At 66.7% G+C, this 13,840-nt stretch carries 12 protein-coding genes and 1 pseudogene; 6 read left to right on the top strand and 7 right to left on the bottom strand.

Annotation, left to right across the window (positions count from 1 at the left end; all coding sequences use genetic code 11):
• Positions 1-119: 119 nt before the first annotated feature.
• The 3 genes from A8G08_RS21145 (at position 120) to A8G08_RS21135 (ending at position 3,712) form a co-directional block, all read left to right on the top strand.
• The gene (locus tag A8G08_RS21145; RefSeq protein WP_245672935.1) at positions 120-1,685 is read left to right on the top strand and encodes an MFS transporter; all 1,566 of its coding nucleotides are present in this window, start codon (positions 120-122) and stop codon (positions 1,683-1,685) included.
• A gap of 117 nt (positions 1,686-1,802) precedes the next feature.
• Positions 1,803-2,669, top strand: a complete 867-nt coding sequence (locus A8G08_RS21140; protein ID WP_068278535.1) for a cyclopropane mycolic acid synthase family methyltransferase — start codon at positions 1,803-1,805, stop codon at positions 2,667-2,669.
• Positions 2,670-2,671: 2 nt separating this feature from the next.
• On the top strand, positions 2,672-3,712 hold the full coding sequence (locus tag A8G08_RS21135) for a fused (3R)-hydroxyacyl-ACP dehydratase subunits HadA/HadB (RefSeq protein WP_245672934.1): 1,041 nt from the start codon (positions 2,672-2,674) through the stop codon (positions 3,710-3,712).
• 112 nt (positions 3,713-3,824) lie between these two features.
• On the opposite strand, the gene A8G08_RS21130 is transcribed toward A8G08_RS21135, so the two are convergent.
• A complete protein-coding gene (locus A8G08_RS21130) occupies positions 3,825-4,598 on the bottom strand; it encodes a hypothetical protein (protein ID WP_068278533.1) in 774 nt (257 codons plus the stop codon).
• Positions 4,599-4,925: 327 nt separating this feature from the next.
• Here A8G08_RS21130 and A8G08_RS21125 point away from each other — a divergent pair, with 327 nt between their 5' ends.
• Positions 4,926-5,123 carry a three-helix bundle dimerization domain-containing protein gene (locus A8G08_RS21125; RefSeq protein ID WP_157108715.1) on the top strand — a complete coding sequence of 66 codons (198 nt, stop codon included), beginning with the start codon at positions 4,926-4,928 and terminating at the stop codon, positions 5,121-5,123.
• Positions 5,124-5,127: 4 nt separating this feature from the next.
• On the opposite strand, the gene A8G08_RS21120 is transcribed toward A8G08_RS21125, so the two are convergent.
• Positions 5,128-5,949, bottom strand: a complete 822-nt coding sequence (locus tag A8G08_RS21120) for a C1 family peptidase (protein ID WP_084436668.1) — start codon at positions 5,947-5,949, stop codon at positions 5,128-5,130.
• Positions 5,950-6,461: 512 nt separating this feature from the next.
• Here A8G08_RS21120 and shbA point away from each other — a divergent pair.
• Positions 6,462-7,103 (top strand): RNA polymerase sigma factor ShbA, encoded by a 642-nt coding sequence (gene shbA / locus A8G08_RS21110; RefSeq protein ID WP_245672936.1) that lies wholly within the window; start codon positions 6,462-6,464, stop codon positions 7,101-7,103.
• On the opposite strand, the gene A8G08_RS21105 is transcribed toward shbA, so the two are convergent.
• From A8G08_RS21105 to A8G08_RS21090, 4 genes are all read right to left on the bottom strand, one after another.
• Entirely contained in the window at positions 7,100-8,155 is a 1,056-nt protein-coding gene (locus A8G08_RS21105) for a threonine aldolase family protein (protein WP_068278525.1), read from the bottom strand. The genes shbA and A8G08_RS21105 overlap by 4 nt on opposite strands.
• Positions 8,156-8,166: 11 nt before the next feature.
• Positions 8,167-8,574, bottom strand: a complete 408-nt coding sequence (locus tag A8G08_RS21100) for a pyridoxamine 5'-phosphate oxidase family protein (RefSeq protein WP_068278524.1) — start codon at positions 8,572-8,574, stop codon at positions 8,167-8,169.
• A gap of 128 nt (positions 8,575-8,702) precedes the next feature.
• Positions 8,703-9,872 carry a winged helix DNA-binding domain-containing protein gene (locus A8G08_RS21095; RefSeq protein WP_068278522.1) on the bottom strand — a complete coding sequence of 390 codons (1,170 nt, stop codon included), beginning with the start codon at positions 9,870-9,872 and terminating at the stop codon, positions 8,703-8,705.
• Positions 9,873-9,916: 44 nt separating this feature from the next.
• Positions 9,917-12,781 carry an AfsR/SARP family transcriptional regulator gene (locus tag A8G08_RS21090; protein ID WP_068278521.1) on the bottom strand — a complete coding sequence of 955 codons (2,865 nt, stop codon included), beginning with the start codon at positions 12,779-12,781 and terminating at the stop codon, positions 9,917-9,919.
• A gap of 66 nt (positions 12,782-12,847) precedes the next feature.
• Between A8G08_RS21090 and A8G08_RS21085 the strand changes: the two genes are divergently transcribed.
• The gene (locus tag A8G08_RS21085; RefSeq protein WP_068278519.1) at positions 12,848-13,600 is read left to right on the top strand and encodes a DUF4386 family protein; all 753 of its coding nucleotides are present in this window, start codon (positions 12,848-12,850) and stop codon (positions 13,598-13,600) included.
• Here the strand turns inward: A8G08_RS21085 and A8G08_RS27650 are convergent.
• Positions 13,597-13,840: pseudogene (locus tag A8G08_RS27650) on the bottom strand (DNA mismatch repair protein MutT); the annotation flags it as partial. The gene A8G08_RS21085 and the pseudogene A8G08_RS27650 sit on opposite strands and share 4 nt — an antisense overlap.

The following is a 13,840-nucleotide window of genomic DNA, read 5'->3' as shown; positions in this document are numbered from 1 at the left end:
TGGAGATGTGTTGCATACAACAGTCGGGCGGACGCGCGGAGTCTATCGCGGTCGCGGGCTCGAGTGATATCGCTAGTAGCGAAGCGATACCACCGGTACACATTTGTTTGGGAGAGTTAGTGACTGTCATAGAAACGATTACCGCGGAAACCCGCGCAGACTCGAATCGCGCGTCGATGCGGCAATGGTGGACCGTGGCAGTCGTCTGCTTCGCTCTAGCGCTGGTCATCGCCTCGATGGTGGCGTTCTACAGCGCATTGCCGGAGATGGCGCGCGAGACCGGAGCGACGCAGGCGCAACTGACCTGGATCGTCGACGGCTACACCGTGGCGCTGGCCTGCCTGGTGCTGCCCGCGGGTGCGATCGGGGACCGGTTCGGCCGGCGACAGACACTGATCGCCGGACTCGCGATCTTCGCCGCGGCGTCGGTCATTCCGCTGCTAGTGGATCAGCCGTTGTGGCTCGTCGTGTCCCGCGTTATCGCCGGCGTCGGCGCGGCGTTCGTTATGCCGTCGACGCTCTCGCTGATCACGTCGACGCTGCCCGAGCAGCAGCACGGCCGTGCGGTCGGCCTCTGGGCGGGTGTGGCCGGCTCGGGTGCGGCGATCGGAATGGTCGGCTCGGGACTGCTGCTGAGTTGGTGGTCGTGGCAGTCTCTGTTCGTCTCATTCGCCGTTGGCTCGTTGGTCCTGACGGCGCTCGCATTCGCGCTCCCGGAGTCACGCGACGAATCCCCGCACCGGATCGACGTCGCCGGTGGCTTCGCCGTCACGATTGCGGTCGGATCGCTCGTGATAGCGCTTACCGAGGGACCCACACACGGCTGGTCCTCGCCAATTGTGTACGGCGGATTGGTTATCGGGATTGTCGCGACCGCGGTGTTCATCGCGATCGAGTTGCGCGTCGAGCACCCGCTGCTGCCGTTGGAGCTCTTTCGGGATCGGGGCTTCTCTGCCGCGGCACTGACACTCACGGGCCAGAACGCCGCGATGTACGCGATCTTTTTCGTGTTGGTCCAGTACCTGCAACTCATTCTGAGCTACGGCCCGCTCCTATCGGCTGTCGCCCTCGGTCCGATCGTCGGACCAATCGTGTTGATCGGGGTTGTCGCCCCGTGGCTGTCGGACAAGATCGGCCTGCGTGCGATGTGCGCGAGCGGGATGGCTGCGCTGGGGATTGGGCTATGGCTGATCAGCCGCACGACCGTGGAATCCGACTACGGCGATCTGGTGTGGGGGTTGCTCGTGCTTGGCATCGGGGCGGGCCTGTCCGCGTCCCCGGCGACCACGGCGATTATGGGCGCCACGCCTGCCGAGAAACACGGCGTCGCAGCCGCCGTGAACGACGTGACCAGGGAATTCGGTGCAGCCATCGGTATTGCCATCACCGGTAGTGTGCTCGCCGCGGGATATGCCGACAAGATCGCACCAGCGCTGCCGCAACTACCGGCCGAGGCCCGCGGCCCTGTGTCGGATTCGCTTGCGGCAGCACTCGAGGTTGCGGACGCAGCAGGCCCGGCCGGGAATTCGCTCGCGGCTTTTGCCGATAGTGCGTTTCTGTACGGCGCGGAACGGGCAAGCGTAATACTGATGCTGGTCACTCTCGCGATAGCGGCTGCTCTGGTGTTCCTTGCACCGGGTCGGGTGCGCCGACATGACCTTCCGAAGAATGGTACAAACGCCTAGTTTTTTCTTCCGTTGCTTTGGGGTGGCAAGCCGAATCGCCGGAAGTTTGCTCCGGGTCTGGTTACCGTGGCGGACAGCGTCGTGTAACAGCCCACCACGAGCAAAGAAGGCTCTCATATGGCGAAGCTCAGGCCCTTCTATTCAGATGTTCAGGCGCACTACGACCTCTCCGACGATTTCTTCGCGCTCTTCCTCGATCAATCGCGCACCTATAGCTGCGCGTATTTCGAGCGCGACGATATGACGCTGCACGAGGCTCAATTGGCGAAAGTTGATCTGGCGCTGGGCAAATGCGATCTTCATCCGGGAAAGACCCTGCTCGACGTCGGCTGCGGTTGGGGCTCCACAATGGTCAGGGCCATGGAGAAATACGACGTCAATGTCATCGGTCTAACGCTGAGTGCGAACCAATACGAACATGACAAGGAATTGCTCGAAAAGCATGCGGGCGACCGCCAGGCCGAGGTGCGGCTGCAAGGTTGGGAAGAGTTCAATGAACCGGTCGACCGAATAGTTAGCATTGGTGCTTTCGAGCATTTCAAATATGAGAGATATGCCGACTTCTTCGATCGTTGTCGCACGATACTGCCCGAAGACGGGCGAATGCTGCTACACACGATCACCCGGTACAACCGACACGAGATCCGGGACAAGGGTCTGCCGTTGAACCGTGAAGTCCTCCAGTTCCTGCGGTTCATCGCGACGGAGATCTTCCCCGGCGGGCAGTTGCCGGAGCCGGAGCACGTTGTGCGGTACGCGGAGGCCGGCGGCTTCACTTGCGAGCGGATCCATCCGCTGCAACAGCATTACGCCCGCACACTCGATACCTGGGCGAGGAACTTGACCGCACATCGTGACGAGGCGACCGCGATCACCTCGCAAGACACATACAACACCTACATCAGGTACCTCACCGGCTGCGCGGATTACTTCCGCAAGGGCTACATCGACGTGATGCAGTTCAGCCTCGCGAGGAGCGCCTAGTCGTGACGTCCGAGGTGCTCGACGCGCCCGGCAAGGATCTTGCCGCCATCGATGCGGCGGCGATGGTTGGCCGTCGATATCGCATCGTCGACTATTACGAGGTTGGGCGGGAGAAGATCCGCGAGTTCGCGGAGGCGGTCAAGGCCGGCGACCCGGCGCATCACGTCGAACACGAGGCGCGGGCAATGGGACACGCGGGACTCGTTGCCCCGCTGACGACCACGGCCATTCTCGGCGCGATCATCCAGAAGCGGATCTTCGAGGAATTCCTCCCGCGATACGACCTCAGCCAAGTGCTGCACACCGAGCAGCGAATCGTGTCGCATCGGGCGATTGTCGCCGGGGATCGGTTGGGCTGCGTCGTCTGGCTCGAGTCGTTCCGACAGGTGCACGGTCAGGACACCTTCGTCTTCGCAGTCGACCTCACCGACGGTGACGGCGGCGCGGTTCAGTCCAATTGGACGACGGTGGTGGCCCGCAGTGGCGGCGAGATCGACGAGGACCTGGTGCGTGCGGTCGCCGGTGTTTCGGGGACGGGAATCAGTAGCGGGTTCCGCTGCGAATTTGCGCCGATACGTGACTATTCCGGTCCGGCACCTGCTGCGCCCATGGTGATTTCGCCGGATCGCCGGTTCGAGAGCGTGTCGGTCGGGGATCCGCTCCCGGCTCGCTCGTTCGAGCTGACGCGTGGCGACCTTGTTGCGTACTCGGGCGTATCCGGCGATCCGAATCCGATCCATTGGAGCGATCGGGTCGCGTCGATGGTCGGGCTCGACAGCGTGGTGGCGCACGGAATGTTGAGCATGGGGATCGCCGCGAGCTATGTCGGGGATTGGCTCGGTGATCCGGGCGCCGTCGGCGAACTCTCGGTTCGCTTCAGCAGTCCGGTGTTCGTCCCGGCTGAATCCCGGGCAGCCATCGAGTTGACCGGCAAGGTTCGCTCGATCGACGAGGAGAACCGCACCGCGGTCATTGCGCTGACCGCAATGTCGGCGGGACGCAAAATCTTCGGCCGTGCGGTCGCCACCGTACGGCTGGGGTAGGCGTTCGGCTCCGGCGACCGAACCGGTCCGGGCGATCGCCGGTTGAACGAAACATCCCGGCGGGCTCTCGCGAGCCCGCCGGGATGTTCTTGTGTTGCTGGGTGTTTCGTTACTACTTCGCGGCGGCCGGCGGCGGTACGAACGGCACTGCCTGGGTCTGCACCAGGTAGTTGATACCGAGGCCAGCGGCAACCGGCAGAGTGATCAGCAGGCCGACACCGGCGGCGCCAAGGGCGCCGAGCGCCGCGGCACCCGCCGCGCACCCGATAATCGGAGAGCCCAGGGCGGCGAGCGGACCCGTGATCGGGACTGCTGCCGCTGCACCAACGGCACAACCGGTGACGCCACCGATGGCCGCGCCGGTCGCCGAAGCGATCGTGCCGGTCATCGAGACGCCGTCCTTCAGGCGGTTGAATTCCCACTGCTCGCGCTCTTGCCACGTCTTGAAACGTGCGTCGGCAACCTGGTGCACGCCGGGGACGGTGGCGGCCGCCGCGACCGGGGTGGCGGCAGCAGGGGCTGCGGCCGGGGCCGGCAGCGCCGAATCAACGGTGCCGAGCAGGGCCGGAGCAACTGGGGCCAGCGCGGCCGACACCGGCGCGAGCGGGGCGCCGACCGACATGGTGCCGCTCGGGCCGGTCATACCGATCTGGCCGCCACCAACGGTGACGGTCCCGGTCGGGAGCACCAGGGCAACAGGCTGTGCAGAAGCGGCCGCGGGGTCCAGCACCTGATGTGCGACGGCACCGAGGAAATCGGTGGCGTTGGTCACAACGGGCTGTGCGGGATCGGCAGTGGGCGCAGGGGCCGCAGTCGCGGTGCCTGCAGCGGAAGCAACCGCGGTGGCAGCCAACGCCGCAGCGGCGACGTAGTTCCTCGTCCTCATGTTCGTGTTCGACCCTTCTGTGTCTTGCTCTAGCGGGAGGTGTTGGAGCAGAACGTGTTTCGACCAACCGGGACGTTCCGGGTGGCGGGATTTCGTTCAACCGGAGCAAGAGTGCGCTGGGGTGATGACGAATTGGCATCGAAATGGTTGCGAGAAGTTAAACGTTACTTGACGGTATTCTCTCGGTCTGGTTGACGATTCGGACATCTCTCCGAAACCTCGAGCTCCCGGGCGGGTGATGCCGGGAAGTGAATCGCTGTTGTTTAACGTCGGATGAACGGCTGGGATACTTCGCTTGTGGAGCTTTCATTCGATGAGGAACGAACGATGGCGGTCGTTGCTGAGCGGCTCACCGGCCGGTACCCGCAGCTGTCGACGACCGTCGTGGCTGAGGTTGTCGCCGCGGCCTATGCGCAGTACGCCACGTCGTCCGTGCGCGTGTACATCCCGATGCTCGTCGAGAAGGACGCCGACGAAGAGCTCGCCGAGCGCGTTCGGTTGGCCGGAGAGCCCGGATCGCGGTAGTCCGCTAAAGCTGGACACCGTAGGACTCGGAGAAGAACGCGTCCGCAATGTACTGCGGTGAGACGTAGGCGAAGCCCTTGTCACCCCAGTCCGTGCCCCAGCTGTTGCGGACGATGAACCTGCCGTCTGCGCGGTAACCGACCACCGTGACGGCGTGGCCGCCGCGTGGATCGCCGCGGTAGGCGTCCACGATGCCGCCGTTGGCTGTCGCACCCATCCACTCCGAGTCGACCTGCAGTGCGACGAGAATCGGCCCGGTCTTGACCAGCCATTCCTTCCAGCGGTCCAGGCTCTTGTCGAGGTTGTAGTAGCGGATCCGGCGCTGCGCCGCCGCGGCCCAGAATGCCTGCTCGTCGCCGGTGTACATCTTGGTCGCGATGTGGAAGGGCAGTAGTTCCTCGGTGACCACCCCGTACTTGCGGCAGACCTCCATCGCCGCCTTCAGTGAGGTGCCGCCGCTCTCGATGAATGTGCCGGGGAACGAGCTGAACTCGTCGGTCTCCTTGGAACTCATCCAGATGAACCTTGGCGAGATGCGCTCGTTCGAACCGATGCGGGCGGCCTTCACCAGGGTGTAGCGCATCACCCCGTCCCCGGTGGCCCAGCCGACGCAGGACCCGGTGTCTTCCTGGTCGCCGATGGTCCACCACGGCTCGCGCAGATCGTGCGCCGACGGCAACGCGGCGGCCCGAGCGATTTCGCCGGCGGCCAGGGCAGTGGTGAACTGCCAGTCGGTCTCGGTGCCCTTCGACGGGATGATGTTGAGCACTCGGTCGAAGCCTTGATCGTCGCGTTCGGTGAGGTGCTCGGTCGTAATCGTGGTCATGGTGACTCCTCGGTCGAGTTGGCTGTGCCGTCGAGGATGCGGCCGTGGGGCGGCCCGGTCGCCCGTAGTCGGCTACTCGAATCGCAGGTGGGCGGTACCTATCCGTGCTGGAAGACCACGCAGCGCGGGGTGCGGGCGCCCGCGTCGGGCGTCGGGCGGAATCTCGTCAAATTGATGTACCGCAGGTCGCACGGCGATAACATTCGCCTTGCGAACGATGTTGGACGCTGGACCTAAATGTGATTCTCGTCCTATAATGCGCTACCCGATTCAATCGGGGGAATGAGGAGCGTATTTTGTGGTGGCTTGAGGTCGAAGACCCCCCGATTGCAGGCGACGGTCGGCCGAATTCCCTGCAAACACAGACCGCAGTCGCGATGCACACCGTGATATCGGTGCCGACCGAGCCCGACCGCCTTCCTCCCGATTTCGCCATAGCCGAACGGCCGGACCGGTCCGGCCTCGGTCCTGTTACCGACGATTCCGAGCCGGACGAAGATCTTTTTGTCGACGTGGAGGCCAAGCGCCTCGCCGAGCTCGACAGTCTGGTCGAGCCCGCCGGCAAGGGTGACCGCAACGCGCTCGCCCGAATGCTCGAGATCGTGCGCCCGATCGCGATGCGATACAGCCGCGGCAAGCTCGGACTCGGGGACCGGGGTGGCGCCACGGCCGACGACGTGGCACAGGAGATCTGCCTTGCGGTGATCACTGCGCTGCCGCGCTACCGCGACGAGTCCCGGCCGTTCATCGCGTTCGTGTACGGCATCGCTGCGCACAAGGTCGCCGATGTACATCGCTGGGCCGCCCGGAACAGAGCCGATTCGATGGCCGACGTCCCTGATGCGGTCGACACAGATACCGGCCCCGAGGACAAGGTGCTCGCGTTCGAGGCCAGCGAAGAGGTTGGCAGGCTGTTGGCGACGCTGCCGGAGAAGGATCGGGATGTGCTCATTCTCCGACTGGCGCTCAGCATGTCGGCGGAGGAAGTGGCCGAGACGATCGGCAGCACACCCGGCGCCGTTCGAGTGGCGCAGCATCGCGCGCTGACCAAGTTGCGTGCGGCGCAGGCACGCCTCGCGGCCGGCGAGCCACTCGAGCCAGCGGGCAAACGCAAGCGGCGCGGGCGCAAGCCAAAGCACGCGATGGCGGATTAGCGCGCGCCCACCTCGACCGCCAATACCGTCGGATCGTCTGCGATCGCACGCAGCACCGTCTCGATATCGCCCGCTGACGCATCGCGATGGGTGACGAAGCGGAGCTTGCCCGCGGTGACGCTTGCGCCGATACCCAGCGCTGCTAGCCGAGTTGCGGCGGCCACGGGGTTCGGCAGATCGACGAGGACGATGTTCGTATCCGGCTCGAGCGCGTCGAAGCCCAGTTCACGCAGGCCTGCTGCGAGGCGGGTCGCGTTGGCGTGATCATCGGCCAGGCGGTCGATCGATCCCACCGCGACCAGGCCTGCGGCGGCGAGTACGCCGCCCTGGCGGACACCGCCGCCGAGCATCTTCCGAATGCGGCGTGCCTCGGCGATGCGATCGGCGTCGGAGGCGAGCACCGATCCGACGGGCGCGCCCAGCCCCTTGCTCAGGCACACCTGCACCGTGTCCGCGCCTGCCGCTAGCGCTGAAGGTGAAACATCAAGGGCGACAGCGGCATTCCAGATTCGAGCACCGTCGAGGTGTACGAGCAGGCCGCTGTCACGTGCCGCGGCACCGAGTGCAGTCCATTCGTCCTGCGGGATCACGGCGCCGCCGGAGAAGTTGTGCGAGTTCTCCAGGCACAGCAGCCGGGTCGTCAGCGTGTAATACGGACCGGCGCCGCCCGCGACCCGGCGAACGGTGTCGGGCGTCGGGCGGCCCGGCCCGGCGTCATGAGGGAGTGCCTCGGGCATCCCGTTCGCGATCCATGCCGCAGTACCGAGTTCGGAGCCGAGGACATGTGCGTGTTCGGGTGCGAGAAACCGGTCACCTCGCCGGAGGTGCAGCATGAGCGCAATGAGGTTGCCCATCGTGCCGCTCGGCACCCACAGGGAGGCCGGCAGCCCGACTAGTTCGGCGACGCGCTCCTCGAGCCGGGCCATCGTCGGGTCGTGGTCGAGGACGTCATCCCCGACCTCGGCCGCGGCCATCGCCGCCCGCATCTCGGGGTCCGGCATGGTGACCGTGTCGGAACGCAGGTCGATCTTCGGCGGCGCGGCGGAAGTCATGGCTGCTCCGGTCAGCTCTGTTTGAGGGCGCCCCAGCCGTGCCAGGAGTCGATTTCGATCCAGGCGCTGACCCTGGGACGGCTGCGGACGACGTACGGCTTGCCGGTGTAGTGCTCGGCGATGCGATCGATATCGGCGAGACTCTCGTCCTCGACCCACTCGACGACCCGCCCCTGGACGGACAGGTGCGTGATCCAGTCCGCGGGATCCATCGCGGTGAGGCTGATGCGCGGGTCCTTGCGCAGGTAGTCGATGCGCTTGCGGCGGTTGTCCATGTTCACCAGAACGCGGCCGCCCTCGTACATGTACCAAGTGGCCACCGAGACCGGCTGACCGTCGGGCCGGACCGCGGTGATCGTTGCGTAGTTCGGGCGCGCGAGCATCTCGGCGGCATCCGCGGGCAGGGGAGTTTTCGGCATGTGTGACCTCGTGGACGGCGGTTCGGGTACTGGTTGCGAGATTACCGACTTCGTGCGCTCGAGGCCGGTGCGCGCTGGTGAGACGGACGGCACTGCGCGTAAGCGATGCGCGCCGGGCGCGGGAAGCGCTATGTGCCGAGCGTGCGCAGTTGTTTCTCCAGCGGTGTGACGAACGTCGGTACGACCGCTCTGCCTTCGAGGCGCGGGCTCAACGCCTCCGCCGCGTCGGCGACCGCTCGTTGCGCCGCCTTGCCGCGGTCTTCGAGCAGTTGGAACGCGATCGAGGCGTCCGGGCGCACCGCCCACCCGCCGATCACCTCGCCGCCCCACCAGATGGTCGGCCCGATATTGCCGTTCCGGTCGAACAACGGAGTGATGTCCTCCGGCAGGTACCAGTCGCGTTGTTTCCAGCCCATCGGAGTCGGGTCCAGTGTGGGCAGCAGGGCGACGGTGGGTTCGATGGGCTCGTCGGGATGCGCGTCGTCGGCAAGTACGAGCCCACACCCGACATCGACCGTATCGAGTGCCGCGATCGCCTTTCGGGTCGTACCGAGGGCCCACCCGGTCCACCACGCGACGTCGGCCTCGGTCGCGGGACCGAAACGGCGCAAATACATTTCGACCAATCGGGCCCTTGCGTTGTCGACGGATGTGATCCCGCCGGGCCACCAGGCCTCGCCCGGCTCCCACGTGTGCGCGCGGGATGTCCAGTCGCCGCGCGGCGCGGCCCGCACGATCCGGCCCTCGGCAGAAATCAGCACGAGCACCTGGGTTGTGATGTTGCGCTTGACGTCCCACTTCTTATCGGTCGTGGGCAGCAGTGCCGTGCGCAGGCGCGGCTCATCGGTAGAGAGTTGCGCGGCGGACGCGGAACCGCGGGCAACCAACGCACGCTCAACCGACGATTCCACCGATTCGAGCCACCCTTCGAGATCGTCCGGCAGCTCCGGCTCGGTGGGCAGCGTCCGCAGCTGGGTGAGCAGTCGCTTGCGTTGCTGTGCAGCGATATCGAGCGCGGCCGCGTGGTGGACGATCGGCACCTCGTCGGCGGGCACGACGAACAAGGTGCGGCGCATGGCCATCATCCGCACGAGGCTCCGGTCGTCGTGCAGCACCCGGGAGATATCGGTGATCGATACGGATGGGCAGCGGGCGAGGATCGACAGGTAGACCGACGCGGGTTCGGTCGCATGTAGGACCGCGACGCCGCTGGCCGCGTCGACCGGGTTGGCCGCCGTGCCGGCCAGGTGGTGCCGCGTGACCAGTCGAGCCCGGCGGTGTGCGGTCGAGAACTCCATATGCCAATTGCTACCAGGCCACCCGGACACCACCGGCGAATCGGTCAGGTCGGCTTGGCGGTGCGCGCGAGGACGAGGCCACGGGCAATACCGGCATCGACACGGTCGATCTCGTCCACAAGATGCACAGCCTGCGGACGGCGAGCGTCGGCCTCGCCGAGCAGTTCGATGGCCGCGTCGGTCCGGCCATCGTCGGCCGCGATCCGGGCCAGCGCATCGAGAGTGAGCACCTCGGTCTCGGCGTCACCGGCGCTGCGCGCCGCGGCGAGAACGGCGGTCAGCCGCGCGGCCGCGCGTGCCGGTTTGCTGTCGGTGGCTGCGGCGCGGGCGCGTTCCAGTGTCGCGCGGGCAGCGGCATCGCCGCTCTGTTGCTGCACCCGCCCGAGGCTGGTCCGGTGGTAAGCCGCCTGGCCCGCGAAACCGAGGCGATCCGACTCGTCCGCTGCGGTCGCCAAATATTTTGCGGCGGAATCGAATCGGCCTTCAGCCTGCGCGATGGCGCCCAGGATCGCCTGGCCGTGCACCATGCCCCACGCGTCGTCGAGCGGCCGGAGTTCGGTGACCGCGCGTTCGGCTGTGTGGGCTGCCTCGATGGAATCGCCGAGCATCATGGCCGCCGACGCACCGAGCAGCAGGCTCGCTGCCTCTTCCCATGGTCGTCCCAGCGCGACATTGACTGCTTCGGCGCCCTCTGCCAGGACGAGAGCATCGGCGAATTGGCCCTGCATCAGCCTTTGGAAGGCCAAGTGCCGCTCGACATCCGCCACCAACGTGACATCCCCGACAGACTCCGCGAGGCGCAGTGCTTCATCGAGTTCGGCGCCCGCGCGTTCCACGTCACCGGCCGACGCCTCCAGCCAGCCCGACAGGGACAATGCCAGGACACGGTCACGCGGGTCGGCCTGGCCGTCCGCCGCGTCGAGCGCGTCTCGCACCCGCACCGCGCCGGCGACGCCGTCGCCGAGAACGACCCAGGCCCAACCGAATCCGTTCGCGATCCGCAGTCCGAGCAGAGGGTCGTTATTCGCGCACCAGCCGAGTGCCGCATCGATATTGAGGCGCTCCTCACGGGCGAGGACGACGCGTTGTGCCTGCGCCGGTCCGCGCACGGTGGACACTGTCTCGTCGGCGACTTCGGCGAGCCAGCCGGCATGCGCGGCCGAAATTTCGGCGTCGCGGCCGGCGGTGCGGGATGCGTCGAGTGCGAATTCCCGGATGCTGTCGAGTAGTCCGTAGCGGGTGGTGCCGGTGCCGGATTCGGTGACGGTCACGAGGGACCGGTCGACCAGTCGCGCAACGACATCGAGCGCTGCCTCATCCACGTCGAGCGCCGGGAGCACGTGTTCGAAAGCGTCGAGCCGTGCCCCGCCAGTGAACCCGGCCAAAACCCACAGACCGTGCCGGTCGGACTCGTCGAGCAGTTCGTAACTCCACTCGATCGTCGCGCGTAGCGCCCGGCGGCGTTCGGGCTTGGTGCTCGAAGGATCACGCAGCAGGGTGAAACGGTCGCCGAGCAGTTGGGCGATGTCGGTGAGCGAGAGCGTCCTGATCCGCGCCGCAGCGAGTTCGATGGCCAACGGGAGCCCGTCGAGGTAGCGGCAGATATCGGCGACCGCGGGATCTGCGGGATCGAGGCCGCGCGCTATGTCGCTGGGCCACTGCGCCGCCCGTGCCGCGAAGAGCTCGACCGCCTCCGCGGGCGGAAGCGGGTCGAGGCCGACCACATGCTCGCCCTCGGCACCCAGACGATGCTGGCTCGTCGCGAGTAGTCGCAGGCCCGGCGCTGCGTCGAGCAGTCGGTCGGCGAGTTCGGCGACAGCGTCGGCGACCTGCTCACAGTTGTCGAGGACGAGCAACGTCGCCGCACCCGCCAGTCGGTCAGCGAGCTGCGAAGTGCCGGACAGTCCGAGCGTCTCGGCGACGAGCAGTTCCAGGTCGGTGGAGGGATCGGCGTGCTCGAGGCGGATCAGCCATGCCCCACCGGAAAGATCGGCGGTACGAGCGGTTTCGATGGCAAGCCGCGTCTTTCCGATACCGCCGGGCCCGAGAAGTGTGACGAGCGAACCGGGTTCGAGCACGCGGTGCAGCAGGCCGAGCTCGGTCCCGCGACCCACGAGATCGGTCCCGATCCGGGGCAGATTGCCGATCCGCGGCCGCGGATGTGGCGTTGTGGCAAGCAGGCTTTCGTTGTGCCGCAACACTCCTCGTTCGAGTTCCTGCAACTCCGGGCCGGGATCGACACCGAGTTCACCGGCCAGGATCGCGCGGATCTTGGTGTAGGCGGCAAGCGCGTCGGCTTGTCGGCCCGCACGATAGAGCGCAGTGATGAGCGAGTGCCACAGACGTTCGCGCAGTGGGTTTTCGGCGACCAGCGCCTCGAGCCGGCCGATGACCGCACCGCCGCCGCCTAGTTCGACCTCGGCCGCGAGTTGATCCTCGAGCAGGCCGAGCCGGATCTCGGTCAGCCGGGCGCGTTGCGGCGCCAGCCAATCGCCCTCGCCCGCGGAAGCGAGCACGGGGCCGCGAAACAGGGCCAGGCCCGCGGCCGCGGCGTCGGAGGCCGACGCGGGGTCGCTTCGGAGCAAACCGGTGGCCGTCTCAGCGAGGTGGGCGACGCGCAGCGCATCGATCGCATCGGGGGAGACCGCGAGGGTGTACCCGCCGTGTTCGGCGCGGATCGCGTCGCCGAGCACCTTGCGCAACTGCGACACCTTCGATTGCAGCGTGTTGCGACCGGTGCGGGCTGCGGACTCGCCCCACACGTCGTCGATCAGCTGTTCGGCGCGCACAGGGGTACCGGCATCGAGCGCGAGCCGAACGAGCACCTCGGTGCTTTTGCCACTCGGCACGGCGACGCGCATACCGTCGCGGAACACCTCGACAGGGCCGAGCACCGCGATGGTCAGCACGATTGCGAGCCTATGCCGTCAACGCGGCGTCAGCGGATCGTCAGCGGTACTCGTCACCGTCGTGTCATGACCACTTACGCGCACACCGATGGCTCTGCCGCTCGCCGCGTCGCGGCTGTCGCGATGATCGGGGCAGCCGGGCTCGCCATCGCCGGGTTCACCGCGCTCGGCTCGATCTTCCAATATCCCGACATCCTCGCCGAGCCGGCGGCGGACATTCTCGAGCTCTACCGGGCCAATCAGGCGGCGGTCTCCGGTTGGTTCTTCGTACTGCTCCTTGGTGCGGCGATGCTCGCGCCGATCGGCTACCTGCTCGGCAGGCTCGCGGGTGGAGTCGTTGGTCGCTGGATTGCCGGACTCGGCATCGCGGCCGCTGCGGTTCAGGTGATCGGGCTCTCGCGCTGGATCCTGTTCGTGCCCGGCCTCGCCGCCGACGCGCAACACCCCGACCGTGCAGCGGCAGCCACGGACACCTTCGAGACGCTGCACGTGTGGCTGGGCACCGTGGTGGGCGAGACCATCGGCTATGCGCTGACCGCCACGTTCACCGTCCTGGTAGCCGGAACCGTCGCCCGTGGGGTGGGCGGCCGCTGGCTGAGCTACCTCGGCTTCGGCTCGGCCGCACTCATCGCCACCGGGGTCGTCATCCCGCTCGGCGTCGAGCTGGCCGATCTCGCGAACTTCGCCGGCTATGTGCTGTGGTGCGGCTGGTTGATCGCGATGGGCGTCGCGCTGCTCAGGGGGACGGGATCGGCGCCGAGCGCCGTGGTCGAAAGCGGGCTCGACCTGCACCTGCGCCGCCAAGCAGGTGAAAGCTAGTCGGTATCGATCAGTTCACGAAGGGCTGCGATGATCGGCCGCTGCCCCTTCACCAATTTCGTCTCTGCGACCGCGAAGGAAAACCACCGCGCATCGTCGATTTCCGGGAACTCCTGTCGTTTGCCCGAACGCGGCGGCCATTCCATCTCGAAGGTGTTGCTCGAGACGAACGCCAGTTCTCCCGTGAACTCTGCGGCGAAGACGGTGATCGCCTTGCGTGACGGCTGGGTGAAAACACCG

The sequence above is a fragment of the Aldersonia kunmingensis genome, from assembly GCF_001646865.1.
In the GTDB taxonomy this organism is placed as follows: Bacteria; Actinomycetota; Actinomycetes; order Mycobacteriales; family Mycobacteriaceae; genus Aldersonia; species Aldersonia kunmingensis.
The sequence above is the reverse complement of the archived record's forward strand: the minus strand, read 5'-3'. Positions and strand labels throughout refer to the sequence as shown.

Excerpts from the sequence above, each read along its gene's own strand:
- A8G08_RS21125 (WP_157108715.1), top strand. The coding sequence starts at position 4,926 with ATGGCGGTCGTTGCTGAGCGGCTCACCGGCCGGTACCCGCAGCTGTCG.
- A8G08_RS21120 (WP_084436668.1), bottom strand. The coding sequence starts at position 5,949 with ATGACCACGATTACGACCGAGCACCTCACCGAACGCGACGATCAAGGC.
- A8G08_RS21140 (WP_068278535.1), top strand. The coding sequence starts at position 1,803 with ATGGCGAAGCTCAGGCCCTTCTATTCAGATGTTCAGGCGCACTACGAC.
- A8G08_RS21085 (WP_068278519.1), top strand. The coding sequence starts at position 12,848 with ATGACCACTTACGCGCACACCGATGGCTCTGCCGCTCGCCGCGTCGCG.
- A8G08_RS21100 (WP_068278524.1), bottom strand. The coding sequence starts at position 8,574 with ATGCCGAAAACTCCCCTGCCCGCGGATGCCGCCGAGATGCTCGCGCGC.
- A8G08_RS21130 (WP_068278533.1), bottom strand. The coding sequence starts at position 4,598 with ATGAGGACGAGGAACTACGTCGCCGCTGCGGCGTTGGCTGCCACCGCG.
- A8G08_RS21095 (WP_068278522.1), bottom strand. The coding sequence starts at position 9,872 with ATGGAGTTCTCGACCGCACACCGCCGGGCTCGACTGGTCACGCGGCAC.
- A8G08_RS21105 (WP_068278525.1), bottom strand. The coding sequence starts at position 8,155 with ATGACTTCCGCCGCGCCGCCGAAGATCGACCTGCGTTCCGACACGGTC.